Here is a 25,103-nt window from a genome sequence, read left to right on the forward strand (position 1 = left end):
TCACTCCAATCGTTTAATTAACTCTTGCTTAAATTCACTTGTCATCAATTGTCCACCTAAATCTCTCGTTCCACCAGTAGCCGCAATCGTCTCATAAGTAGCTGTCTCAATTTGATCGGCTAAAGCTATTTGCTGAAAACTCTGCCTTAACATCATACACACAGATAAGATCATCGACACCGGATTGGCAATATTTAAACCAGCTATGTCCGGAGCAGAACCGTGAATTGGTTCGTATAAAGCTGGTCCATCAATACTTAGACTCGCACTTGCAAGCATCCCCAGTGAACCTGTGATCACAGAAGCTTGATCACTTAGAATATCTCCGAACAAATTCTCAGTCACAATGACATCAAAAGTGGGAGCAGCCATCATCAATTTCATTGCTGCTGCATCAACATATATATGTTCCACTTCAACTGACGGGTATTCTTCTGAAACTTCCTGCACTATCTGTCGCCATAACTTACTATTTGCTAAGACGTTCGCCTTATCGACCGAGGTCAATTTTTGACGACGAGTGAGCGCCAATTCAAAAGCCAATCGAACAATTTGTTCAATTTGTTTTCTTGTATAATTCATCGTATCAATGGCCTCATCTGAATCATAACATTTCGGTTGTCCAAAATATAAACCACCTATTAGTTCGCGAACAATCACAAAATCTGTTCCCCGCACTTTGTCTGCTTTTAATGGAGACTTTTCTTCCAAAAAAGTTTGCATTTTTGTTGGCCTCAAATTTGCATACAATTTAAGCGCTTGTCTCAAAGCTAATAATCCACTTTCTGGTGTTTCTTTAGCCCCTTCCCACCGAGGCCCACCGATCGCACCTAACAAAATAGCATCTGCTTGTTGACAAGCCATTAGAGTCTCTTGCGGTAACGGTATACCAGCTTGCTCAATCGCAGCCCCGCCAAAAGGAAAAGAGACCACTTCGTAAGCAAACTTCCCCTTACTGGCGACGGCTAATATTTCTAAAGCACTGGTCATAATTTCTGGACCAATCCCATCACCTGCAAGGGCGACGATTCTTTTAGTCATACAACACTGTCCTTTCTAATTGATTGCTTGTAAATAAGCTTTGGCAGAAGCAGTTAGTACATCAAAATCAATCCCTGTGCCGTAAGATAGATAACCATTAGGCAATTGAATCGTCACATGCACTTGAGCTTGTGAGTCGTGTCCTTGTGTAATGGCATCAATCCGGTACTCATGCAAGATAATATTCAATTTCAGCATGCGATTGATGGTTTTATAAATCGCATCAACACTTCCCGCTCCTGTATCGGTATCTAACAGAATACGATTATCCTGCTGGCGATCTCGAATAGCAACTGTAGCGGCATGAAGCCCTTCTTCAATATATTGAACTTGAAGTCTCGCTAATTCATAATTTGCTTGGTCTTCAATTGTTGCGCCAGCAATAAGGGCATGTAAATCAGTTGTCGAAATGTTTTTCTTCTTATCTGCTAATTCTTTGAACTTCACAAAAAGTTCTTTCACCACTACTTTATCTGACATATCGTAGCCTAAACTCACCATACGATCGACAAAGGCATGTCTTCCGGATAACTTCCCTAAAGGCAGATCATTACTTGAAACCCCAACAAGTTGAGGGGTAATAATTTCATAAGTTTCAGGATTCTTCAATACACCATCTTGATGAATACCGGATTCGTGTGCGTAAGCATTAGCGCCAATAATCGCTTTATTGCGAGGAATAGGCATTCCAGATAAACGACTGACAAGATCACTTGTATTCTTAGTTTCATCCAGTTTGATCTGATTTTCAGCTTGATAGGCATCACGACGAATATGTAGGGCCACTGCAACTTCCTCTAAAGCGGTGTTTCCTGCACGCTCACCAATCCCATTAATTGTTCCTTCAACTCTTAGTGCACCTTGCTCGATCGCTGCAAGAGCATTGGCTGTCGCCATTCCTAGATCATCATGACAATGAGAGGAAAAAATAACTTCATCAAAGGCCGATATATTCTCTTTCAAATACGCAAATAAAGCACCGTATTCCGTTGGGTTTGTATAACCAACCGTATCCGGAATATTAATTATCGTTGCGCCACATTTAATTGCCACTTGAATCACTTCAACAAGAAAATCCCATTCAGTCCGAGTAGCATCCTCCGGCGAAAATTGAACTTGATCAAAATATTGCTTGGCATAAGTAATGTGTTTCTTAACTGACGCCAGAATTTCAGCTTTTGTCATGGATAATTTACTTTCACGATGAATCGGACTTGTAGCAATAAAGACATGAATCTGCTTATGATTTGCCTCTTTTAATGCCTCACGAACACTATCAATGTCTTCAATAGAACACCTTGCTAAGCCGCCAACTGTAGCATGTTTTATCTGAGCTGCAATTTCTTGAACAGCTTCAAAATCTCCCTGGCTTGAGATAGGAAAGCCAGCTTCTATAACATCAATACCCCATTTTTCTAATTGAAGTGCTATCTGAACTTTTTCTTTCGTATTAAAATTTACACCTGGTGTCTGCTCGCCATCTCTCAAGGTTGTATCAAAAAATTGAATCTGCTTAACCATCCTATTTCCTCCTCTAGTGCGTCACTGGATCAATAATACTCTCCGTGGCGATAATTCCATGAATGATAACCTTCTGACAAATGAAACATAATGCGTTCTAAATCTAACCCTTTACGGATTAAGACAGGTGCTGGTTCAACAGAACGTTGATTACCTTGTTCAGGCACGAGTTGACCGTGTGCATCGACAAAAGAAATCATCACTCCTTGTTCATAACGTGTATCTACCGTTTTATCTGGCTGAATAGATTTGACGTAGTCATCTCCGTCAATAATTAAATCTGCCTCATGTTCTATTTGTTCACCAATACCAGCTACCACACCTCGATTACCTTTTCCTGATGGATTGGCAGAACTTGCGAATAATAGTGACTGTTGATCTGTCCAAAGTTTAGCAGCGATTTGTTCTCCAGGTACACCGAATTTAATAACGAAACAACTAGTTCCGCGTGTATCTGACATCAACTCAGAGGAGCCATCGGCGGGTATATAATGTTTACCTGAAGCTTTCCAAGGAAGTATACAACCTAATAACACGTCTTCCTCCCAGCACTTCTCATAAATCTTTTTTATTTCGGGAGTCATTTCCGCTAGCTCATCTAACTGTTCTAATGAGCCTACTAAAACGACACCAGGTTTGTTTCGTTTTCGATTTTTAGCAGAAAATTTCCTCTCCAAGCCCACTCTATCCATTGTTGCAATAATATAGCCTACCTTTGTAGGACAGACGATAGTTTTTCCACCACTTTTTAATAAGGTTACTGCTTCTTCTTGTAAATTACCTGACCACTTTATGTGTTTATTCTCCATTTGATTAACATCCTTCCTATTCCCAAATTTTAAATTTCTTACTTAGATCATGTCACTCAGCAACGAACATTTTTTCAAATCATACAAAAAACCCGACTCAGTGTTTTCACCTAAGTCGGGTTGTTCAATAGTTTGATGAAAGTTCTCATCATGCTATAACAGTTTATTATTACCCGCTTAAATGATTTAATCCGTTTGATTAAACTTATAAACGAGCAAGAAATTAAGCTCCTTAAAAGACTAATCAAACTTGTCTAATAACGCGCGTAATAATAATAAATTTATGATTGAATCATAATTAGCTGTTTGCATGTGATTCCTCTCCTTTAATAATTATTCTAATGCTATATTAATATTAATCTCTTCACTTGTCAAGTTGTTTTCTAATCTATTCTTAACTTTTATCATTATATCCTAATTAAAAATCTTGGAATATTCTACTTTCTATTATAATGTACTTGAAAGATTACTATCTTATGTTTTAGACTTAGCTAATAAATTCACTAATTTACTTTAATTACAATAAGTAAGGCATAAATTTATTATTACCACCTTAAGTTTTGAATGATTTCCTGTGCTTTCTATGTCAACTTCTAATTAGAACATTATGATATAATAGTCAAAACGTGTGATTGAAAGGAATTTTACAATGACTAAAACCCCAAGATCTTTAGTTCAAGAAATTAATTTCGATTTAAATGGCATTGAACAATTAAAGAACAAGGTGATTAACAAAAGTCTCAAGACGAGTGAGTTAATCCTTGATTATCCAACTGTTTACATCGTAAATAATAATCCGTAAATTTCAAGTTTAAGTTAGCCACTTTTCTTTGAATTATTTACTAGCTCTATTTTCTTTTTGGATCGAGTCAGTGCTTGATAATGAGTTGAGGCATGGTAGTCTCTTCGACAAGCTGGCATATGCCAGCTTTACAGCTATAAAATCATGCCGAATGAGGCTCGTTGTCAAGCACTGACGGGTTCCGCCACTGGTTCCCCTTTACGTTCTTTATGAAATTCTCGAATGAATAAGTCATGTGGAGTTTGGTAGCCTAATTGCTTACGTGGATAATCATTCATCCAGTTTTGGATACGCAGGCATTGTCTATCTCATATAGCTTCAAGCGGTTGACCTTTAGGCAGGAAGCGGCGAATGATCTTATGTTGATTCTCACTTGTACCACGATCCCAAGAGGCATAAGGGTGAGTGAAATAGACATTGACGACCTCTTGTAAAGATGTATGAAGCCCTGCAAATTCAGACCCATTATCTGACGTAATCGTCTTAAATAATTGAGAGAATGATTCACCCGCACGTTGATGCAAACTTTCAATTGCTTCATCCACAGCCTGAGCCGTTTTATCCTTGATTTTCAGAATGACTTCATAGCGAGTTTTGCGTTCAACTAACGTCAACAATACGGGATCCGAGGCAACTTTACTTCCAATAACTGTATCAATTTCCCAATGTCCAAAACTCTTTCTTGTCTCAATTTCTTGAGGACGCTCTTCGATAGAAGGACCTAAAACGCGTTGGTTTCGGCGGGCTTTCTTCGTGTTCTTCTTGGTATTTCGCGAGAGTTTCTCTAATAAATCCAGGTTGCGTGTTTTCATGACGTCACTATCAATCCAGTGATATAAAGTTGTTGTGCAAGGGATGATAGCAGTCTCAAATAATTCATTTTCACGCGCGTGGCCAACGACCACATCTGACGACCATTTGTCTTCCAACATCTTAGTGTCTGCCCACTCAACAAAGGCGTTCATTTTCGCCCATTTAGGTCTTCTACCGCAATTTAGACGTTGTTGGTCATAATGAGCTTTTCCAGCATCAGCATCGTAAATAGTGTAGGTATAGTCATAAATTTTCCCTTTTTGTTTTTGACGTTTCCGTTGTGTGACCGAACCTCTTTTCACTTCATTATGAATGGTTTGAGGTGAACGACCTAGTGACTTGGCAATAGCGCGGTTAGAGTAACCTTCTTTCTTAAGAATCGCAATTTGACAACGTTCTTGATAAGATAGGTGTGTCCCTTTTCGTGAGTTCGTGTTAAACTGTTCTTGCGTCATGTGAATTCATCCTTTTCTATTGAGAGTTGTGGTAACTTCAATATTAACATGAATTTCACATGGCGTTTTTTTATGGACTTTTAGAAGTGGCTAACTTCATTATAAAATCCGCCAAAATAATTTATTTTAAATAATGGATTGAGTGGACATTGGACTAGGATTAGCGGGTCTGCTCAAGGGCGGTCGATGAGTCGGGGGTGATAGTGTACTTTGGTAATTCTCTGCCATTGAATCGACTTTGTTGGCAGACTATCGTATTTCAGACCTTAATGAACCACACTTATCCAAGGGCGGTCGTTTTCCCAGCGGACTTTGACGTTTACCTTGAAGGTATTCGTTAGGTTCTCAGCGGTCAGGACTTGATTTTTAGGTCCACTGCTGACAACTTCCCCATCTCGGATCAATAGAATGTGCGTAATAGCTGGGGTGATTTCCTCGATATGGTGGGTGACGTAAATCAAGTGGCAGTCTTGCTTCACAATTGAATTCATCTGCTGTAACAACTCTTCTCGCGCTAGGATATCTAGACCCGAGCAAGGCTCATCCAAAATCATCAGGCGCGGGCGGTTCATTAATGCCCGGCCTATTAATACGCGACGCTTCTCTCCTTGGGATAAGGTGCTGAAAGCTTGCTCACTTAAATAACCAATTCGCAATTCCTCAAGAATCGCCTGAACCAAATGCCAGTCTGACTCAGTAATATCTTGCTTGTTATACAAGCCAACCGTTGAGAATTTCCCACTGAGGATAATATGCTTCGCACGTTGCTTGTTAAATGTAGAGCCAAAGCGGTCCAAGGCTGAACTTACATAACCAATCTCTTCACGCAACTTAGGTAAGCTGGCCTCGCCAAACTTTGTATCCAGCACTTTAACAGCTCCGGAAGTGGGATAGGAGTAGCCTGTAATAATATTCAATATCGATGTCTTGCCCGAGCCGTTTAAACCAAGGACTGCCCAGTGTTCTTCTTCCTGAACTTGCCAATTAATGCCTTTGAGTATTGACTGGCCTTGTCGTCGCCAAGTCACCTCTTCTAATTGTAATATTGTCTTCTTCAATCTGCCTCGACTCCTTTCAGTCATCGCTTTGTCTTGTTTCTATATACAAGAAAACCCAGTAACAGCATTGAGCTATTACCGAGTTTCGACGTGTATCTGGAAATATTAATCAACTAATGAATCTCCAATAAATGGCATGAGGCCACGTAATTCTTTACCTACTGCTGTAATTGGATGTTCTTTCTCATGGCGTTTGATCGCGTTGAACTTCGGACGGTTAGTCTGGTTCTCTAAGATCCAGTTACGTGCGAATTCACCGTCTTGAATGTCTTTTAGGATACCCTTCATGGCTTCTTTAGTGTCCGATGTGACAACACGCGGACCACTTACGTAATCTCCCCATTCTGCTGTATCTGATATGGAGTAGCGCATGTTCTCTAAGCCACCTTCGTAAATTAAGTCTACGATTAATTTCAATTCGTGAAGCACTTCAAAGTAGGCAGACTCTGGTTGATAACCAGCTTCTGTTAAAACTTCGAATCCAGCTTTAATTAAGTGAGATACCCCACCACAAAGTACGGCTTGTTCACCGAATAAGTCCGTCTCGGTCTCTTCCTTGAAGGTTGTCTCTAAGATTCCAGCACGTCCTGCACCAACCCCTACCGCGTAAGCTAAGCCGATTTCCTTAGCATGGCCGGTTGCATCTTGATGAACTCCCACTAAGGCTGGTACACCAGCACCTTCTTTGAAAGTTCGACGTACTAAGTGTCCCGGTCCCTTGGGTGCTACTAAGAACACATCCACATCTTCAGGTGCAACGATTTGGTTGTAGTGAATATTGAATCCGTGAGCGAAGACTAAGGCGTTGCCCGCTTCTAAGTTGTCTTTAATGCTATTATCGTATACTTCCGCCTGTCGTTCATCAGGTAATAGAACCATAATAACATCCGCTTCTTTTGTAGCTTCGGCGACAGATTTCACATCGAACCCATCTTCTTTTGCGGCATCGAATGACTTACCTTCACGTAGACCTACTACTACTTTGAACCCGCTGTCTCGTAAGTTTTGTGAATGGGCATGTCCTTGCGATCCGTAACCAATGATGGCGATCGTCTTATCTTCTAGAATGGCTGTTGAAATATTTGTATCGTAAAGTACTTTTGTCATGTTAAAGGCTCCTTATTTATGTGTGTTTTTTTAATAAATTACTTACTACTTGTATCTCGGACAAAGGCAGTTAAGCCTGTTCGCGACACTTCAATAATGCCGAAAGGCTTGACTAAATTAATAAGGGCATCTACCTTAGAAAGTCCTCCAGTCACTTCAATCGTAATCGAATTACGGGCTACATCTAAGATACGTGTTCGGAATGGCTCAATCAGACTTTGAATTTCTGCTCGAGATGACTTGCTAGTTTTGACTTTTATTAAGGCTAATTCTCTGGCGACAATATCTTGGTGGGTAATATCATTGACTTTTAAGACGTGAATTTGCTTGTTCAATTGCTTAATGAGTTGTTCAGCACTATTAGCTGAGTCCAAGTCAACGACAAAGGTTATCTTAGAGATCCCCTCTTCGGTTGTCTTGCCGACCGTAATACTTTCGATGTTAAAGCTACGTCTGGCGAGTAAGCCAGTGATGCGATTCAATACCCCACTAGCATCTTCCACAGTGGCTGTGATAATGTGTCTCATATTGGTTTCACCCCAGTCATCTCGCCGTTCCCTTTACCTGCTGGTACCATGGGGAATACTTTTTCTTTCATCGGTATCATGACCTCAACAACAACCGGTCCGTCATAAGCGAAGACCTCTTCCAAAGCCTCATCGACTATGGATTCTTGACTGATCTGCATCCCCTTAATTCCGTAACCGTCTGCAATCTTCACGAAGTCTGGATTCTTACCGTCATTGAATAAGGACTCCGAATAATGTTCGTCGTAAAGCAATTCTTGCCACTGCCGTACCATGCCTAAGGTCTCATTATTCAATATAAAAATCTTAACCGGCAAATTGTATTGCTTAATGGTCGCCAGTTCTTGAATGGTCATCTGATAGCCACCATCTCCTACAAAGAGTGCAACCGTCTCATCTGGACGACCAATCTGAGCACCTATTGCCGCTGGCAAGCCGAACCCCATAGTTCCTAAACCGCCCGAACTGACAAAGCTTAATGGCTTATCTTGACAGTAAAATTGTGCTGCCCACATTTGGTGCTGACCTACATCGGTAATCACAATGGCTTGGTGATTAGTCTTTTGCGAGACTTTCTCAATGAACCATTGGGGTGAGATGAGTTGGTCGTAATTGTAGTACCAGAAAGGTTTATCTTCCTTCTTGGCTAGGCAATGGTCAATCCAATCGCTATAGTCTACCTGAACGGCATCCGCTTCAAGTAAAGCTTCTAGAGCCAACTTAGCGTCGCTGACGACGGGGATGTCGACTTTGATATTTTTGCCAATTTCAGCGGGGTCGATGTCAATATGCACCACTTTGGAATGGGGTGAAAACTCTGACAACTTGCCCGTCAGTCGGTCATCGAAGCGGGACCCGATATTAATTAAGAGATCAGCATTGATAATGGCTTGGTTGGAGGCGTAGCTACCGTGCATCCCTCCCATGCCGAGTGATAGTCTGTGCGAGCCTGGTAGGGCCCCAATGCCTTGCAAAGTATTCACAACCGGCATGGGATAGCGGTCGAGGAAAGTTAATAATTCTTCATTGGCCTTGGCAAAGTGCACACCCGCTCCAGCTAATAAGACGGGCTTTTCAGCCTGGAGTAAGGCTTCTAGCACTCTTTCGATCTGCCCCGCATTCGGTTGAGTCGTTGGCTGGTAACCTGCTAAGTGGAAGTCGCCTGAATAATCCCCCTCCACTAAGGCTTCAGATATATTTTTGGGAATATCTATTACCACTGGCCCTTTACGGCCACTTGAAGCGATATGGAAGGCCTCATTCATTATGCGCGGTATGTCTGCGACATTTTTTATTTGATAATTGTGCTTTGAGATAGGGGTTGTTAGACCGATAACATCCGCTTCTTGGAAGGCATCCGTTCCAATCACTGCCGAGGAGACTTGCCCAGCGATGACGACTAAGGGAAGTGAGTCTAACATGGCGTCAGCAATCCCTGTAAGTAGGTTCGTGATACCTGGTCCTGATGTCGCAAGAACCACTCCCGTCTTGCCCGTAACGCGGGCATAGCCTTCCGCAGCATGAATTAAGCCTTGTTCGTGGCGGCAGAGATAATTTTTAAAGCTAGGATTCATCTCATAGAGTGAATCAAATATTGGTAAGACTGAGCCACCTGGATAGCCAAATATTACATCCACATCGTTGTCCATTAAACTTTGAATGAGTAAGTCTGCCCCAGTTCTTATTGTTTTTGTTTGATTTGAGTGCTCATTTTTGTACGGTTCCACACATCAACGCCTCCTTTTTTAATAATTTTTGTTCGATGGATCTCACCCTTAATTGTTCCACTCTTCACGCTTATAGAAGTCGGTAATCGCTCCTCGTGATGAACTTGATACAATATGGGCGTATTTACCTAAGGCACCACGTGTCTCAAGTGGTGGTAAGACGAGCTGAGCACGACGCTCGGCTAATTCTTCCTCAGATACAACCATCGTTAATTCCTTGGTATCTTGGTCAATGATAATGGTGTCACCGTCTTGGACAAGGGCGATTGGTCCACCATCTTGTGCTTCTGGGGCCACATGTCCGACTACGAATCCGTGAGATCCACCTGAGAAGCGACCGTCAGTAATTAAGCAGACTTTCAATCCTTTACCTACTAACATACTGGATAAGGACAGCATCTCTGGCATACCTGGCCCACCCTTAGGTCCTACATATCGAACAATGACCACGTCGTTATCAACAATCTCATGGTGTAAGGTCGCTTCAATGGCTTCTTCCTCGGTGTTATAGACTTTAGCTGGTCCTTCATGGCGGCGAACTTTCAATCCTGATACCTTCACAACAGCACCTTCAGGAGCTAAGTTCCCTCTAAGGACAATCAACGGGCCATCGGCACGTTTAGGATTTGATAGTGGCATAATAACTTGTTGTCCAGCCACTAAGTCAGGAGCATCTTCTAAGTTCTCAGCTAAGGTCTTACCAGTTACTGTTAAGCAATCTCCATGAATGTAACCATTTTGGTATAAATACTTGAGTACCGCTGGTACTCCACCCGCCTCATATAAATCTTGGAAGACATAATGACCACTTGGCTTCAAGTCTGCTAGATGCGGCACTTTAGCTTGGATCGTATTAAAGTCTTCAATCTTTAAGTCAACATCGGCGGCATGGGCGATGGCTAACAAATGCAAAATGGCATTGGTTGACCCTCCTAAGGCCATCGTTAAGGTAATGGCATTCTCAAAGGATTTGCGGGTTAAAATATCGCTTGGTCGGATATTTTTATCAATTAATTGAAGGACTGCGCGTCCTGCTTTGAGGACATCATCTTCTTTGGCTTGGGTAATGGCTGGGTTGGAGGAAGAGCCTGGTAAGCTTAAGCCAAGGGCCTCAATGGCTGACGCCATGGTATTGGCAGTGTACATTCCACCACATGCACCTGGGCCCGGACAGGCATTACATTCAATTTTCTTTAATTGTTCATCGCTAATCTCACCATTATTCCATTTACCTACACCTTCAAAGACAGATACTAAGTCAATGTCTTTGCCGTTTAACTTACCTGGGGCAATGGTTCCTCCGTAGACGAAGATGGACGGAATATCCAGGTTAGCCATCGCAATGACACAACCCGGCATATTCTTATCACAGCCACCAATGGCTACAAAGGCGTCACAGTTATGACCGCCAATGGCTATCTCTACTGAATCTGCAATGGCATCCCGGCTGGGCAAGGAATACCGCATTCCTTGCGTTCCCATGGCAATTCCATCGGATACCGTAATCGTTCCGAATTGAACAGGCCATCCACCACTTTCACTAACGCCTTCCTTAGCAATAATTCCTAAGTCATGAAGGTGAATGTTACACGGCGTATTCTCAGCCCAAGTAGATATCACACCAATAATCGGCTTCTCAAAACTCTCATCATCCATTCCTGTCGCTCGCATCATTGCCCGGTTAGGCGCCTTTACAGGACCGTCATACACATGACTACGTTTTTTTAGATTTTTATTTGACATGGTCGTTCATCCTTTCAAGATTGACTCTTTCATTTTCACTTTGACAAGTTCCATATATCCGGTAAAATAATTGATAATTGATAATTGATAATTGATAATTGATAATTGATTAATTTTAATTGGAATTCACATCTAAAACTAATAATACAACGGAGGTAATATAAGTATGAGAGACGATATTCAAACAAACAACTTTCCCGATGACTTAAAGCAAGCGATTATTGATCAACTTGTAACGATTTTCGACCCAGAAATTGGCTTGGACATCTACAACCTCGGCTTAATCTATGCGATGGAGGTCGATAGTAACAAGCATTGTGAGATCACCTTAACTTTTACCGGTATGGCTTGCAGTTGCGTCGACACAGTGCCCATTGAGCTAACTGAAAAGTTAACTAGCATTGAAGGCATCGATACCGTTAAGGTCAATATCGTATGGGAGCCTGCTTGGAATATTCAAAACATCAGTCGGATTGGCCGGATCGCCTTAGGAATTAATCCTAATTAGTTAAATATTCTGCCCTTCAACTTGCTTCAACTACAGAAGCAAGTTTTTTTGTTTTTCTTAGGGTCGGCAACTGATTCAGCCATCATTAACCTTTCTCAACTTCAGCAATCACCTCAATTTCAACCAAGGCACCTAATGGCAAGTCTCGGACCGCAAAGGCCGAGCGAGCTGGATAAGGGGCTTTGAACTGTTGTGCGTAGATCTCGTTCACTTTATCGAAGTGTTGAATGTCACTCAGTAAGACCGTGACTTTGACAATACTAGCTAAAGTTAAGTCTTCAGACTCTAATACGTAGCTAATATTTTTGAAGGCTTGTTGCGTTTGCTTTTCTAAGCCGTCAACTAATTGGCCGGTCTCTTTATCGAGCCCTATTTGACCGGATAGAAATATCAGTCCGTTGGTCTTGATTGCCTGAGAATAAGGTCCTACTGCATCGGGAGCTAGGGGCGAATTGACTACTTTCATTTTCTTCCTCCTCAAAATCTTTCTCTGATAAATCACTCGAATATTCATCATCGACTACACTAATAATTGATACAGACTCGGATTTTCCGTGACGTTAATATAGTTAGAATCAAAGGCTTCGATCCGGCGAAGTAAACTTTCTAAATTCTCGCGCTTACCTAATTGGATGCCGATAAAGACAGGTGCTTGGGATCGATTAATCCGCTTCGTATATTCAAAGCGGGTAATATCATCATCCTTGTTCAACACATCCGTTACGAAGTCTTTCAAAGCACCAGCACGTTGGGGGAACTTGACGATAAAATATTTTTGCAAGCCGCGGTAGACCATGGCACGCTCTTCAATTTCCGCCATGCGGTTAATGTCATTATTCCCACCTGATATTAAGCAGACGACGGTCTTGCCTCGAATCTCATCAGCCATCTTATCTAAGGCAGCTACCGTTAAGGCACCTGAGGGCTCGACGACTATCGCTTGCCTAGTATACAAATCTAATATCGTCTGGCTGACCTGTCCTTCAGGAACTGTAATAAAATCTTCAACAAATTCTTTTGTGTAGTGGTAGGTTAAGTCACCCACCTTAGCCACCGCTGTCCCATCGCAAAACTTATCCACTTTCTCTAGTGCTACCGGACCTCCCTGTTCGATCGCTAATTTCATGGAAGCTGCCCCATCTGGTTCCACTCCTATAATGGCGGAAGTTGGCATGGCATCTTTGACGTAGGCACTCACTCCTGAGATTAAGCCACCCCCTCCTACGGGTAGCAAGATGTAATCCGCTTGGTCACCATTGGCCACTAAGTCTTGATGGATCTCGACGCCAATCGTTCCTTGCCCTAAGATAACGTTCAAATCGTCAAAGGGCTCAATGAAGGTAAGATTGTGCTTTTCAGCGTAGACATGAGCAGTGACGTTACTCTTATCAAAGGTATCTTCTTGAATGACAACCTTGACGTATTTGCCTCCAAAATATTGAACTTGGTCAATCTTTTGTCTTGGAGTTGTGGTCGGCATGAAGATAATTCCATTCACCTTCTTCAACTGGCAAGTATAAGCAACGCCTTGGGCATGGTTTCCAGCCGACGCACAAATAACCCCCTTAGCAAGCTCATCGTCTGATAACTGATTAATAGCATACAGCGCTCCTCTCAGTTTAAATGAACGTACAATTTGTAAGTCTTCCCGCTTTAAATAGATCGACGCTTTATACTTATCTGACAAATAGGGATCATACATTAACGGCGTTTGGTTGACGCTCTGCCTTAATGACTTATACGCAGCAAGTACATCTTCTGATGTAATAGTTGGAAACATGCCTTATCCTCCTCGTTTTATTAAATATTAATTAGAACCATTATGGATTAATTAATATCTAAAGTCAACACTTATAAAATAAATTAATTAACCTTATTTATAAGTTATTATCCTGCTCTATATAATGATAGTTTAATTATATTATCGCTATTTATTCCATTGGATATTAATAATATTTTATTGCGATACACCTTGATACAATCACTCTAAACCCTTAAATAGAACGGTTATAATTAGTTGTTTATACTTATTCAAAATATACCATTATCTTATTTCAACTCAAAAAAAAGTCAATTTATTTCAAATTAATTATGAGAAATTTCTATCTTTTATAATTTGCATGTGCTATAGTATTAATAATTTTAATAAGAGACTAACGTCTTTTATTAAATTTAAATTAGAAAGCAAGGGGAGTGTTATGTCAGTTAAAAATATTGTTAGTCAGTTCGTGATGGTTGCTTTATGTTTGTTATCGTTGGCTATTGGGACAGATGGATTCAATTTAACCGGCTTGAACTCACTCATTTTCTGGCAATCACGCTTTCCCAGAACCCTTAGCATTGTCTTAGTCGGTAGTAGTATGAGTTTGGCAGGCTTGTTGATGCAAAGTATTTCTAATAATAAGTTTGCTGGTCCTTCAACCGTTGGAACTATTGAAGCCGCCAAGCTAGGTCTTATCCTATGTCTGATCACACCGGGAATTACGAATGGGAATAAAATTTTCTTCTCCTTCTTGAGTGCGGCCGTTTTCACCCTAGGGTTTATTACTTTACTTAGGCAAATCCATATTAAGAAAGATTGGATGGTACCTCTTTTTGGTATTATTTACGGTCAATTGCTTAATGGACTCGGGCAAGCAATCGCCTACCGCTTCCAATTGACTCAAAATATTCAATCTTGGGTGCAAGGGTCCTTTGCCATGATTCAAGTTGGACGATATGAATGGTTATTTTTGAATATTATTACGATCTTCATCAGTTACTTACTGATTCACCGATTATCCATCGTGAAATTAGGAGAGGATTTCTCTACCAACTTGGGTATTAACTACCAAGCCACTTGGCTCATTATTATTATGTGTGTCTCATTGACGACAGCAGTCAATGTCATGGTTGTCGGAACACTTCCTTTCATAGGAGTGATTATCCCTAATATATTAAGAATTCAATCTGGCGATCTCTTAGCCCACTCCATGTCAGCCGTTATGATCTATGGGGCTGACTCACGCTTCGGATTGATATACCAAGTACTTGGATTCCAGCCGATTGAAGACTTCGTCATCGAAGACCAATGTCATGGGCAATCGGTTAGCTTTGAAGGGATCTTAGACTTGAACCCAGACCGTATCTTCGTCATTGACCGTACCCAAGCCATTGGTTCTGGCAACTCAGCCAATGCGGACTTAGTGGAGAATGCCCTAATCAAAGAGACCAAGGCTTATCAAAATGATCAGATTCACTTCTTATCATCTCAATTATGGTATGTTTCTGGGTCAGGATTAGAATCCACCCACTTACAAATCCAAGAAATTGCAAACTTGATGCAACCTTAATTTAATAAAAAGAAATCATATTACTGGAGGTAGACATGACAACACTAGACATTAGAAACTTACACGTATCCATTGAAGACAAAGAAATACTAAAAGGTGTGAATTTAACGATTAACACCAACGAGATCCACGCCATTATGGGACCGAACGGAACCGGAAAATCTACTTTAGCCGCTGCCATTATGGGGAACCCTGCTTATGAGGTCACTGAAGGAGAAATCTATATTGACGGGGAAAACGTCCTGGAGATGGAAGTGGATGAACGAGCTCGCGCTGGCCTCTTCCTGGCTGTACAATATCCTAGCGAGATCCCCGGGGTAACCAATGCCCAATTCATGAAGGCGGCCATTAATTCACGCCGTGCCGAAGATGATAAGATCAACGTCATGGAATTTATTAAAAAATTGGACGAGAAGATGGCCATCTTAGATATGCCCGAGGCCATGGCTGAACGTTACTTGAACGAGGGCTTCTCAGGGGGCGAGAAGAAGCGGAATGAGATTCTTCAATTAATGATGATTGAACCCACCTTCGCCATCTTAGATGAGATTGATTCAGGCTTAGATATTGATGCCTTAAAAGTTGTCTCCCGCGGAGTCAACGCTATGCGTGGTGATAACTTTGGTGCCTTAATTATTACCCACTACCAACGACTATTAAATTACATTACACCGGACTATATTCATATTGTCATTGATGGAAAAGTCGTTAAGTCGGGTGGTCCAGAATTAGCACATCGTCTTGAAGCGGAAGGCTACAAAGGGATTATTGAAGAATTAGGCTTAGACTTTGAAGTGGAAGAGTAGGTGATGACATTGGAACAAACAAGCTTAGACCAACAACAATCACTCATCACACACTCTGATCAACTGCCAGACTTTTTCCTTACGGCTCAAGCCGAAGCCGCTGCTCAATGGGATAGCTTAGAGCTTCCAATTATCGAACGAATGCGTTATAAGAAATGGCCGCTTTTTACACAAACAATTACTAGCACCAGGACGAGACAGCCGGCCAACCCACTAGATGATGTCACACTAGACTTATTATCTAATGATGAAGTGGCATCTCGAATTATCCATTACGGTAATGAAACTTACCTTGACTATATCGCCCAAGATTTAACTGACAAAGGCGTTATTATCCAAGACTTGTTCACGGCCTTGGTTGACCATCCGGCCTTAGTTCAAAAGCACTTATTCTCTACCCTTGCCCCCTTGGAAGATAAGATTAATGCTTATCACACGGCCTATATGAATGGTGGCTTGTTCATCTATATACCGAAAAATGTCGAGATTAAATTACCGATTGAAACGGTATTAGTTCAAGATAGTCGCGATGAATTAGCATTTAACAAGCACATCTTAATTGTTAGTGAGCAAAATAGTCAGCTAACTTACTTAGAACGATCCACTACTGTCGGTGACCATGCTAACAGTGCCACCCTATTGACCGAAGTCGTTGCTTCAGCCGGAGCCCAAGTGAAATTCGTCGCCATGGATGCTCTAGGGGAATCGACTTGCGCCTTCGTACGTCGCCACGGCATTACTTACGACGATGCCAATATTGAATGGGCCGCTGCGGCCATGAACCAAGGTAATACGATTTTAGACACTTATACGGAATTAAAAGGCCAAGGTTGCGCCTCCAATACAAATATTATTAGTATCGCCAATGGCAAGCAAACCCAAATGGTAAATACTGGATTATTAAATGTCGGCCATCATTCCGCTGCCAACATTTTCCAACACGGGGTTATATTAGACCAAGCCCGCCTAAGCTTTAATGGAATCGGTCATATTGTTAAAGACGCTAAAGGGGCCGACGCCCAACAAGAAAGCCGCTTAATGATGTTGTCGCAAGAATCGCGTGGCGATACTAACCCGATCTTATATATTGATGAATTCGAAGTGACGGCCGGTCACGCAGCCAGCGTGGGCCAAGTGGATCCTGAACAACTGTACTACTTAATGAGTCGCGGCTTATCACAAACTGATGCGGAATACTTATTAATTCGAGGCTTCCTCGGCCAAGTTATCCAGACCATTCCATCAATGCAAGTCAGGCAACAAATGGTTGAGATGATTGATAACAAATTACAGCTCTTACACCCTGGCAATCTTTAAGGAGAATTGAAGTGATATAAATGATTAATAAGACGATTCGAGCCCACTTTCCGGGCTTGGAACAAAAAGTAAACAATGAGCCTTTAATATATTTCGACCATGCGGCGACATCGCAGACACCCTCTGCCGTTCTCGAGGCATTGAGCGATTATTACACCCACTACAAGGCCAATATCCACCGTGGCATTCACCAGTTGGCTCAGCGGGCAACAGACGCCTACGAAAATAGCCGCAAATTCATCGGACAATTTATCGGTGCCCAAGATAGTAGTGAAATTATTTTCACCAGTGGAACTACACAAGGGATTAACTTAATCGCACGTGGTTTAGTCGAACCTTTGTTAGAGGCTGGTGATATCATATTAACGAGCCGGCTTGAACATCACTCTAACTTAGTTCCTTGGCAAGAAGTCGCTAAGCGGACTGGGGCTCATCTACAATACTTAGACTTAGATGAAGCGACCCAAGTTCTTGACTTAGAGGCGCTCAAGGCGATGGACAAAGACCAGTTGAAAGCCGTCAAAGCCATTGCTATCCAACATGTATCCAATGTCTTGGGTGTGGAACAGCCCATTAAGGCGCTATGCCAATGGGCCCATCAGCATGACATCTTAGTAGTAGTAGATGGCGCTCAAGCCCTTCCACATATGCCAGTCAATGTCAGCGACTTAGGCGTGGATGCCTATTGCTTCAGTGGCCACAAGGCTTACGGACCGACTGGGATTGGAGTGTGTTATTTGAACAAAAGCTTACATACTCAGACTCAACCAGTGAACTTCGGTGGCGAGATGATCCATTATGTTGGTGACTTTGAAAGCAATTATAAAAACCCCCCTTGGAAGTTCGAAGCAGGTACTCCTCCAATTGCCCAAGCGATTGCCTTGCAAGCTGCCTTGGAATTTATTGAATCAGTGGGTTATGACTCTATTCATACGCACGAAACCGCCCTAGCCCAACGTTTGTATAAGGGGCTTCAAGCGATTGACGGCATTGAATTGTACCAAAGTCCTACAACCATCTCACAAGGGAGCCACGGCATTGTCTGCTTTAACTTTAGGGCCATTCATCCACATGATGTTGCTACGGCCTACGATATGGAAGGCATTGCTGTCCGGGCTGGTCATCATTGCGCCCAAGTCTTGATGCGTCAATTAGACGCGGCTGCTACGTTACGCGCCAGTATGGGTGTATACAATACGGTGGAAGAAGTCAATCGATTCGTCGCCTCCACCCACCGAGTAAAGGAGTTTTTTGACCATGTCACTCTATGATTTAAGTAGTCTGTACAAAGAAGTTATCATGGATCACTCCAACTACCCTCGTTACAAAAAATCCCTCGAAGATCCTAGTCACCGCATTGAATTGCTCAACCCGACTTGTGGGGATGCCATCGTCGTGGAGATGGTAGTTGATAACGACCACATCCAAGCGATCGCCTTCAATGGCCAAGGTTGTGCCATTAGTATGGCCAGTGCAGACATGATGTGCCAAAGCTTATTGAACAAGCCTGTCGAACAAGCGATCGACATTATCAACAACTTTGCCCATTTGATTGGTGGCGATCCTTTAGATGAGGGGCTGAGTGAGACGAATGTTATGTCACAAGATGAATTAATGAAACGCATTGGGGATGCCTACTTATTAGAAAGCTTGAAACAATTCCCTAGCCGCTACAAATGCGGCGTCCTAGCTTGGCGAGCCAGTGAAATGGCTTTAACACAACCGCCTAGTCAGAGTCCGACCAATATATAAGAAAGAGAGTGATGAGATATGAGTGAAGTGCCAATCCTTGGCGAATATGAATATGGCTTTCAAGATAAGGCGGAGATTATCTTCTCCACCGGCCTCGGCTTGAATGAGGATGTCATCCGAACGATTTCACAAGAAAAAAACGAACCCCAATGGATGTTAGATTACCGCCTAAAAGCTTACCGAATCTACAAATCAAAGCCCGTTGCTACGTGGGGGGCCGACCTGTCAGGCCTTGACTTTGATGATATTACTTATTATCAAAAAGCGACCAATAAGCCGGCCCGTTCTTGGGATGATGTACCCGATGAGATCAAAAAGACTTTCGACCGACTCGGTATTCCTGAAGCAGAACGTGCCTACTTAGCCGGTGCTACTGTCCAGTACGAATCAGAAGCGGTCTACAGCCGGATGAAAGAAGAGTATGAGCGACTAGGCATTATCTTCACCGATATGGACACCGCCTTACGCGAATATCCAGACTTAGTGAAAGAATATTTCGGTAAAGTTGTTCCTTCAGGCGACAACTTCCAATCTGCCTTGAACAGTGCGGTCTGGAGTGGTGGGACCTTCATCTATGTGCCCAAAGGGGTCCAAACCAAAGTCCCTCTACAAACTTACTTCCGGATGAACAATGAGAAAGCAGGCCAATTCGAACGGACCTTAATTATTGTCGATGAAGGGGCTAGTATTCAATACATTGAAGGTTGTACGGCACCGACCTTCTCTTACGCCAACTTACATGCTGCCGTTGTTGAGATTGTCGTTAAAAAAGACGCCTACTGTCGTTATACAACCATCCAAAACTGGTCCAATAACGTCTATAATATCGTAACCAAACGTGGCTACTGTTATGAAGGTGGTACTTTGGAATGGATTGATGGTAACTTAGGGTCTTACAAAACAATGAAGTATCCAAGCATTTACTTGAATGGTCGTGGTGCACGTGGAACCGTTATGACGATTGCCTTTGCCGGTGCTAACCAACACCAGCATACAGGGGCTAAAATATTCCATATGGCTCCGGATACGTCAAGTACAATCGTGGCCAAGTCAATCGCCAAAGATGGCGGTATGGTTGACTATCTCGGTCAAGTATACTTCGGTAAAAAGAGTGATCGAGCCTTCTCGCACATTGAATGTGACACCATTATTATGGATGAGAAGTCGCGATCGGACACCATCCCTTTCAATGAAATTCACAATAGTAATGTTACTTTAGAACACGAAGCCAAAGTCTCTAAGATTTCTGAAGAGCAATTGTTTTACTTAATGAGTCGTGGATTGGATGAAGAGACCGCCACGGAGATGATTGTGATGGGGTTTGTGGAACCCTTTGCGAAGGAGTTGCCGTTGGAATACGCTGTGGAGTTGAATCGTCTGATTGCATATGAGATGGAAGGTTCTGTGGGGTAGTGGAGAGTTGTTGAAAGGGTATAGTTGGAGCTTGGCTAAGCTTAACTGGGGCCCTCGCCTCTCCATATATTTTAATAAGGTTCGAACCGCTGATTTATGGGTGGTTCGAACTTTTTTTGATGGTATCTTAGATAATCTTCAAATTAAATAATGGATTTGCCGATGAATGGTGTCTTTATATAGAGAGACTATTTATGACTTTTATAGGAGGCAGTCATGGACAAACCATTTTACTTAGAATTTTTAGAGACTTTGAGCGCACGCTACCAACTTCCGGACCCATCCCGGACCAAACTTTGGGCCATGCAGACCGGATTCAAGGGGCAGAAAGACTTTGAGGCGGTGGTGCAAGAAGTCCTTCCTCACGGCTGGCGGATTTTACATGATTTGAACTTTGACCATTCCATCGGGAAGATTCAGATTGATGCTTTGTTGGTCAGCCCGCATGGGATTTATCATTTTGAAGTGAAGAATCTCGTCGCCGAATGTGAGTACCGTGACGGTGAATTTTATAGTTTGATTTTTAGAAGAATAATTTCTGCTTTTGAGGAGAGTTTTGCTTCGGTCGTCTTGATATCAGTCATTTTATACAGCTCCCTTATATTGTCATTTCAACCAAATAGATTAGATTAATCATGGAACATTCAAGAAATCCAACTTCGTATGCATTCGAATCCTCTTGTAATCTGATATCAGTTGGGAGAAAATTCAGGTGTTTCTGACCTTGTTTAAATTGAAGCAACTTCCTGAACCCCTAGGTAAACAGCCAATTTATATTACATTTCCTCTTCTTCTGCTGCTGCCTGATTCAATAACTGGAATATTCTCATATACTGTTCGCGGAAAAAGCTGTCTTTTAATGTTACGAAATTAAACTCTCTTTGCTCAGAAAAGTCGACAATGTTAATTTTTGAAAGTTCACCGGACGCTATTTCCTTTTTAGCAGCCACTTCAAATAAGAAGGTGATTCCTAAATCCTTTGAAACCATCTGTTTGATTGCTGCCATATTTCCAACCTCAATAATTCTATCAAACATATTGAGTGAGTAATTTCTATCTAGCAGAATATGTTCAAAAATTTCGCGTGTTCCTGAACCAGATTCTCTCAGAATTAAGCGATTATTTCTCAGAGATTCAAATCGAATAGCTTGAGTTGCAAATTCTGCTTGCGGCGAACAAACAGGAATGAAATTTTCGAGTCTAAAGAGCGTTGTATCGTATTGCATCTTATCAAATAACCCTTCTACTAAAATAAAATCCAACTCACCTTGATTCAACTGTTCAAGCAGCGTTTTCGTATTTGCGACCGTCATCTGGAAAGTTATTGCAGGAAAGGCTGCCAGCAAACGGGAAAGAATAGTCGGCATGACATATTCTCCAATCGACAGTGTTGCGCCAAAGGAAAAATGGATTTCCTCTGATTTAAATGTACGTATGTTCCCCTTAAAATGTTGGGAATCTGAATAGATTGTGGTTGCAAATTCCTTTAACCGTAATCCTTGCTGAGTTATTCTAATCTTTCGGTTAGATGTATCAATCAATTTACAACCATAGTATTCTTCAAGATATTTAATATGTTGAGATACAGCCGGTTGCGTAACATGTAGTTGCTCTGCTGCTTTTGTAAAACTACCACAAGAACAAAGCATAAGAAAAGTTTCGTGTCTAAAGTCTAACATCTTATTCATCTCCACCTATAATATTAACTAATGCTACCATTATAATCCATAATTTTATTTTATCCAATTGCTCTGTTAAAATGATTCTAGTCATCATTTATATATTTGAAAGGAATGATTGTAGAATGATTCAGAAAAAATCTTATCTCTCGGGTGTCGTCCTGTCCGCTATGATTGCATCTGCGGCCTACCTGATCAACGATTTGCTTCCGATAGATTTTCTAGGAGCAACTCTTTTATCGCTACTTTTAGGTATGTTGCTGAACCCAATAATTGCGAACTATGAAAGCTTTGAACCAGGAATTAGCTGGAGTGGCAAAAAAATCCTCCGTTATGGAATTATTCTGGGCGGAATCTCGCTTAGTTTCTCCCAAGTAGCCCAAACAGGTAAATATGCACTTGTTCTTCTTTTTGTTACGCTTATAACAGCGTTCGGCATTGGTTATGTCTGCCACAAAGTATTTAAAATTAATTGGAAACTCGCTAGTCTACTTTCTATAAGTACGGCAATTTGTGGTGGAACAGCTGTCGCAACTCTTGGACCAACCATTCAAGCGAAAAATCGAGATATCGCCTATGCCATTTCCGCTACATTTATCTTTGATATTATCACCGTTATTGCTTTCCCTTGGATTGGTCACATGTTAGGCCTTAGTGATACAGGTTATGGACTCTGGGTTGGGACATCAGTTAACGATACTTCATCCGTTGTTGCAGCAGGATACGCCTTTTCAGATGTAGCCGGCGTATTGGCGACCATTGTGAAGCTCACTCGGACCCTTTTTATCGTACCACTTGTACTGATTTTCTCTTGGGTTTATGCTAAAAAAGAATCCACTGAAAAAAATAAACCAACAGTAAATATTGTCCAAATATTCCCTTGGTTCATTCTTGGTTTTCTCGCTGTTGTTGCCATTAGAAGTACAGGCCTAGTTCCAGATTTGATGGTTGAACAGCTGACTTCTTTATCTAAATTCTTCTTAGCCGTGGCATTAGCAGCTATTGGTATGCAAACTAGCTTGAAAGAGGTAGCAGGGGTGGGCTTCAAACCGATGGTTGCTGGAGTCATTATTGATACTTCGGTTGTTATCGTGGCTTTAATTACTCAAGGTTTAATTCTGAGATATCTCTAAATGATTACCGCTTCACAAGACGGCCATTGAATACGGACAATAAGTCCACTTGGATGACAAACCTCTGTATACTTAATTCTTATCCCTTCATTATATAGATTAACTCTATAGGCATTGTCAGTAAGTTAAGTGAAAGCAACTCTATTAGATCATAAAACTCTCCTCCTTATCACTTGAAATAGTGTGATAAGGAGGAGTTTTTGAATGCAATTCAACATTTGTTTGTTTAGTTTTTAATTGCAGATACACTAAACAAACTGATTCATTTCTCAAAAACTAATGATAATGAAACCCAATAAATTCTCTTCGTTTCTTCGTTTCTTTATGTTCTTTAACGCATGAGTTCGGGGCAATTGTCTTTTAAATATTGCTGATAAAGCTCGCAGACTAACTTCGTGTTCACCTGATGCGTCTAGCGATTTTTGTTCTGAATTGAATAGATAATGCATATATCATGTCAATCCCTCCTAAAATTTCTCTTATGATATGAGATTTTTTCAGGAGGTTTTCCTTTTATCAAGCAGTTTCATATAGATTTCAAAAAAACCTACATATAGTTCGATGGACTAGTTTTCTTAATTTGATTTGTCAATTTAAACTAGAAAAAATCTAACTCTGGCACATTCTCAATAAAGACCTCCAACGGCGTCTTATAGTTTAAAGATTTTCTAGGTATTTTATTTCGGTGCAAGGCGACAGAAGAAATAAATTCTTGGCTCACTTCATTGAAATCCATCTGTTTCGGTAATCCATCTTTACGCAACAGACCATTCGAATGTTCGTTTAGACCGCGTTGAGAGGGGCAGCCTGGGTCTGCAAAGAAGATTGAAATGTCTTGTTGATTACTCAAGCTTTTCCAATTGGAAAATTCCTTACCACAATCAAACGTAATCGATTTGAAGAGATTTTTAGGCAAATGGTTCAACCAATTGTTTAATGTCCATTCGATATCTTTAGCTTTACGGCCCGGGGTTTCTAAAGCAATAATCAATTTAGAGACTCTTTCGGCAAACGTAACGACGGCACTCTTGTGGTTTTTACCAATGATGGTATCGCCCTCTAAATGGCCGAACTCACTTTCGTATGCGGGATACGCTTTCTTACGGTCGTCAAGCGTTCTTTTATCCGCTTGCCTTCCGCGTGTTTCTTTATGCCCATTGGGTTTTCGTTTCCCTTGCATGGGTAAAGTCGTCACTTCGAAGAGTGGGCTATCTTTAAAACGACGATAGAGGGTGCTCATCGAACAACCAAGATCTTTTTCTCCTCGACCAATCATCACATCAGGTGTCCAGCCTTTAGCCACACACTCCTTAATGTATTGCGTCTGTTCGCTCGTAAAGTTTTTTTCTTTGCACCACATTTCGATTTATTCTGCTTGTAGTGTTCAAAGTATTCATGAATCGTACCGCCTTGCTTAAGGAAGTTGACAACGTTATAGATAGGTTGATTAGAACGTCCAAGTTTTTTCGCAATTTCATAGGCTTTATAGCCAGTGTCATTATAAGTTTCTATCCAGCCGAGTTCTTTCATGGTAAGATGTGTGTAGGCCATTTGTGTTCA

Annotated in this window: 21 protein-coding genes and 2 pseudogenes; 10 read left to right on the forward strand and 13 right to left on the reverse strand. The window is 41.5% G+C overall.

Annotation, left to right across the window (positions count from 1 at the left end):
* The 3 genes from leuB to HYQ40_07980 are packed head-to-tail and all read right to left on the reverse strand — an operon-like array spanning position 1 to position 3,371.
* On the reverse strand, positions 1-1,041 hold the full coding sequence (leuB, locus tag HYQ40_07970; GenBank protein MBZ6527716.1) for a 3-isopropylmalate dehydrogenase: 1,041 nt from the start codon (positions 1,039-1,041) through the stop codon (positions 1-3).
* 15 nt (positions 1,042-1,056) lie between these two features.
* A complete protein-coding gene (locus HYQ40_07975; GenBank protein ID MBZ6527717.1) occupies positions 1,057-2,562 on the reverse strand; it encodes a 2-isopropylmalate synthase in 1,506 nt (501 codons plus the stop codon).
* A gap of 29 nt (positions 2,563-2,591) precedes the next feature.
* Positions 2,592-3,371: a Sua5/YciO/YrdC/YwlC family protein gene (locus HYQ40_07980; GenBank protein MBZ6527718.1), complete on the reverse strand. Its 780-nt coding sequence runs from the start codon at positions 3,369-3,371 to the stop codon at positions 2,592-2,594.
* 649 nt (positions 3,372-4,020) lie between these two features.
* On the opposite strand from HYQ40_07980, the gene HYQ40_07985 reads away from it, so the two are divergent.
* Positions 4,021-4,173 (forward strand): hypothetical protein, encoded by a 153-nt coding sequence (locus HYQ40_07985; GenBank protein MBZ6527719.1) that lies wholly within the window; start codon positions 4,021-4,023, stop codon positions 4,171-4,173.
* Between the two features lie 164 nt (positions 4,174-4,337).
* On the opposite strand, the pseudogene HYQ40_07990 reads toward HYQ40_07985, so the two are convergent.
* From HYQ40_07990 to ilvD, 6 genes and pseudogenes are all read right to left on the reverse strand, one after another.
* A pseudogene (locus HYQ40_07990) lies at positions 4,338-5,441 on the reverse strand (IS30 family transposase).
* A gap of 266 nt (positions 5,442-5,707) precedes the next feature.
* Complete coding sequence (locus HYQ40_07995; GenBank protein MBZ6527720.1) at positions 5,708-6,523, reverse strand: ABC transporter ATP-binding protein; 816 nt, start codon at positions 6,521-6,523, stop codon at positions 5,708-5,710.
* An 81-nt stretch (positions 6,524-6,604) separates the two neighbouring features.
* Positions 6,605-7,606 (reverse strand): ketol-acid reductoisomerase, encoded by a 1,002-nt coding sequence (ilvC, locus tag HYQ40_08000; protein ID MBZ6527721.1) that lies wholly within the window; start codon positions 7,604-7,606, stop codon positions 6,605-6,607.
* 38 nt (positions 7,607-7,644) lie between these two features.
* On the reverse strand, positions 7,645-8,133 hold the full coding sequence (ilvN, locus tag HYQ40_08005) for an acetolactate synthase small subunit (protein ID MBZ6527722.1): 489 nt from the start codon (positions 8,131-8,133) through the stop codon (positions 7,645-7,647).
* Positions 8,130-9,782 carry a biosynthetic-type acetolactate synthase large subunit gene (ilvB, locus tag HYQ40_08010; protein MBZ6527723.1) on the reverse strand — a complete coding sequence of 551 codons (1,653 nt, stop codon included), beginning with the start codon at positions 9,780-9,782 and terminating at the stop codon, positions 8,130-8,132. Before ilvB ends, ilvN begins: the two co-directional genes overlap by 4 nt.
* A 126-nt stretch (positions 9,783-9,908) precedes the next feature.
* Positions 9,909-11,603 carry a dihydroxy-acid dehydratase gene (ilvD, locus tag HYQ40_08015; GenBank protein ID MBZ6527724.1) on the reverse strand — a complete coding sequence of 565 codons (1,695 nt, stop codon included), beginning with the start codon at positions 11,601-11,603 and terminating at the stop codon, positions 9,909-9,911.
* 166 nt (positions 11,604-11,769) lie between these two features.
* Between ilvD and HYQ40_08020 the strand changes: the two genes are divergently transcribed.
* On the forward strand, positions 11,770-12,111 hold the full coding sequence (locus HYQ40_08020; GenBank protein ID MBZ6527725.1) for a DUF59 domain-containing protein: 342 nt from the start codon (positions 11,770-11,772) through the stop codon (positions 12,109-12,111).
* Positions 12,112-12,196: 85 nt separating this feature from the next.
* Here the strand turns inward: HYQ40_08020 and HYQ40_08025 are convergent, their stop codons facing one another.
* Complete coding sequence (locus HYQ40_08025) at positions 12,197-12,577, reverse strand: RidA family protein (protein MBZ6527726.1); 381 nt, start codon at positions 12,575-12,577, stop codon at positions 12,197-12,199.
* A 54-nt stretch (positions 12,578-12,631) separates the two neighbouring features.
* Positions 12,632-13,891, reverse strand: a complete 1,260-nt coding sequence (gene ilvA, locus HYQ40_08030; GenBank protein MBZ6527727.1) for a threonine ammonia-lyase IlvA — start codon at positions 13,889-13,891, stop codon at positions 12,632-12,634.
* A 418-nt stretch (positions 13,892-14,309) separates the two neighbouring features.
* Here ilvA and HYQ40_08035 point away from each other — a divergent pair, with 418 nt between their 5' ends.
* From HYQ40_08035 to HYQ40_08065, 7 genes are all read left to right on the forward strand, one after another.
* The gene (locus tag HYQ40_08035) at positions 14,310-15,443 is read left to right on the forward strand and encodes an iron chelate uptake ABC transporter family permease subunit (GenBank protein MBZ6527728.1); all 1,134 of its coding nucleotides are present in this window, start codon (positions 14,310-14,312) and stop codon (positions 15,441-15,443) included.
* 35 nt (positions 15,444-15,478) lie between these two features.
* Positions 15,479-16,249, forward strand: coding sequence for a Fe-S cluster assembly ATPase SufC (sufC, locus tag HYQ40_08040; GenBank protein MBZ6527729.1), 771 nt, complete (start codon positions 15,479-15,481; stop codon positions 16,247-16,249).
* 3 nt (positions 16,250-16,252) lie between these two features.
* A complete protein-coding gene (sufD, locus tag HYQ40_08045; protein MBZ6527730.1) occupies positions 16,253-17,566 on the forward strand; it encodes a Fe-S cluster assembly protein SufD in 1,314 nt (437 codons plus the stop codon).
* Positions 17,567-17,586: 20 nt separating this feature from the next.
* Complete coding sequence (gene sufS / locus HYQ40_08050) at positions 17,587-18,837, forward strand: SufS family cysteine desulfurase (GenBank protein MBZ6527731.1); 1,251 nt, start codon at positions 17,587-17,589, stop codon at positions 18,835-18,837.
* Complete coding sequence (locus HYQ40_08055; protein MBZ6527732.1) at positions 18,824-19,318, forward strand: SUF system NifU family Fe-S cluster assembly protein; 495 nt, start codon at positions 18,824-18,826, stop codon at positions 19,316-19,318. The genes sufS and HYQ40_08055 overlap by 14 nt, the downstream gene beginning before the upstream one ends.
* Positions 19,319-19,336: 18 nt before the next feature.
* Complete coding sequence (sufB, locus tag HYQ40_08060) at positions 19,337-20,731, forward strand: Fe-S cluster assembly protein SufB (protein ID MBZ6527733.1); 1,395 nt, start codon at positions 19,337-19,339, stop codon at positions 20,729-20,731.
* A 216-nt stretch (positions 20,732-20,947) separates the two neighbouring features.
* Positions 20,948-21,364, forward strand: a complete 417-nt coding sequence (locus HYQ40_08065) for an NERD domain-containing protein (GenBank protein MBZ6527734.1) — start codon at positions 20,948-20,950, stop codon at positions 21,362-21,364.
* 143 nt (positions 21,365-21,507) lie between these two features.
* Here HYQ40_08065 and HYQ40_08070 read toward each other — a convergent pair whose 3' ends face one another.
* Positions 21,508-22,410, reverse strand: a complete 903-nt coding sequence (locus tag HYQ40_08070) for a LysR family transcriptional regulator (protein MBZ6527735.1) — start codon at positions 22,408-22,410, stop codon at positions 21,508-21,510.
* Positions 22,411-22,535: 125 nt separating this feature from the next.
* Between HYQ40_08070 and HYQ40_08075 the strand changes: the two genes are divergently transcribed.
* Entirely contained in the window at positions 22,536-23,543 is a 1,008-nt protein-coding gene (locus tag HYQ40_08075; protein MBZ6527736.1) for a putative sulfate exporter family transporter, read from the forward strand.
* Between the two features lie 598 nt (positions 23,544-24,141).
* On the opposite strand, the pseudogene HYQ40_08080 reads toward HYQ40_08075, so the two are convergent.
* Positions 24,142-25,094: pseudogene (locus HYQ40_08080) on the reverse strand (IS30 family transposase).
* Positions 25,095-25,103 lie beyond the last annotated feature (9 nt).

The sequence above is a fragment of the Aerococcaceae bacterium DSM 111021 genome (assembly GCA_020112395.1).
Lineage (GTDB): Bacteria > Bacillota > Bacilli > Lactobacillales > Aerococcaceae > Ruoffia.

What these genes read in the sequence shown, in the direction of transcription:
- leuB (MBZ6527716.1), bottom strand. Translation starts at nt 1,041, where the DNA reads ATGACTAAAAGAATCGTCGCCCTTGCAGGTGATGGGATTGGTCCAGAA.
- HYQ40_07975 (MBZ6527717.1), bottom strand. Translation starts at nt 2,562, where the DNA reads ATGGTTAAGCAGATTCAATTTTTTGATACAACCTTGAGAGATGGCGAG.
- HYQ40_07980 (MBZ6527718.1), bottom strand. Translation starts at nt 3,371, where the DNA reads ATGGAGAATAAACACATAAAGTGGTCAGGTAATTTACAAGAAGAAGCA.
- HYQ40_07985 (MBZ6527719.1), top strand. Translation starts at nt 4,021, where the DNA reads ATGACTAAAACCCCAAGATCTTTAGTTCAAGAAATTAATTTCGATTTA.
- HYQ40_07995 (MBZ6527720.1), bottom strand. Translation starts at nt 6,523, where the DNA reads ATGACTGAAAGGAGTCGAGGCAGATTGAAGAAGACAATATTACAATTA.
- ilvC (MBZ6527721.1), bottom strand. Translation starts at nt 7,606, where the DNA reads ATGACAAAAGTACTTTACGATACAAATATTTCAACAGCCATTCTAGAA.
- ilvN (MBZ6527722.1), bottom strand. Translation starts at nt 8,133, where the DNA reads ATGAGACACATTATCACAGCCACTGTGGAAGATGCTAGTGGGGTATTG.
- ilvB (MBZ6527723.1), bottom strand. Translation starts at nt 9,782, where the DNA reads ATGGACAACGATGTGGATGTAATATTTGGCTATCCAGGTGGCTCAGTC.
- ilvD (MBZ6527724.1), bottom strand. Translation starts at nt 11,603, where the DNA reads ATGTCAAATAAAAATCTAAAAAAACGTAGTCATGTGTATGACGGTCCT.
- HYQ40_08020 (MBZ6527725.1), top strand. Translation starts at nt 11,770, where the DNA reads ATGAGAGACGATATTCAAACAAACAACTTTCCCGATGACTTAAAGCAA.
- HYQ40_08025 (MBZ6527726.1), bottom strand. Translation starts at nt 12,577, where the DNA reads ATGAAAGTAGTCAATTCGCCCCTAGCTCCCGATGCAGTAGGACCTTAT.
- ilvA (MBZ6527727.1), bottom strand. Translation starts at nt 13,891, where the DNA reads ATGTTTCCAACTATTACATCAGAAGATGTACTTGCTGCGTATAAGTCA.
- HYQ40_08035 (MBZ6527728.1), top strand. Translation starts at nt 14,310, where the DNA reads ATGTCAGTTAAAAATATTGTTAGTCAGTTCGTGATGGTTGCTTTATGT.
- sufC (MBZ6527729.1), top strand. Translation starts at nt 15,479, where the DNA reads ATGACAACACTAGACATTAGAAACTTACACGTATCCATTGAAGACAAA.
- sufD (MBZ6527730.1), top strand. Translation starts at nt 16,253, where the DNA reads ATGACATTGGAACAAACAAGCTTAGACCAACAACAATCACTCATCACA.
- sufS (MBZ6527731.1), top strand. Translation starts at nt 17,587, where the DNA reads ATGATTAATAAGACGATTCGAGCCCACTTTCCGGGCTTGGAACAAAAA.
- HYQ40_08055 (MBZ6527732.1), top strand. Translation starts at nt 18,824, where the DNA reads ATGTCACTCTATGATTTAAGTAGTCTGTACAAAGAAGTTATCATGGAT.
- sufB (MBZ6527733.1), top strand. Translation starts at nt 19,337, where the DNA reads ATGAGTGAAGTGCCAATCCTTGGCGAATATGAATATGGCTTTCAAGAT.
- HYQ40_08065 (MBZ6527734.1), top strand. Translation starts at nt 20,948, where the DNA reads ATGGACAAACCATTTTACTTAGAATTTTTAGAGACTTTGAGCGCACGC.
- HYQ40_08070 (MBZ6527735.1), bottom strand. Translation starts at nt 22,410, where the DNA reads ATGTTAGACTTTAGACACGAAACTTTTCTTATGCTTTGTTCTTGTGGT.
- HYQ40_08075 (MBZ6527736.1), top strand. Translation starts at nt 22,536, where the DNA reads ATGATTCAGAAAAAATCTTATCTCTCGGGTGTCGTCCTGTCCGCTATG.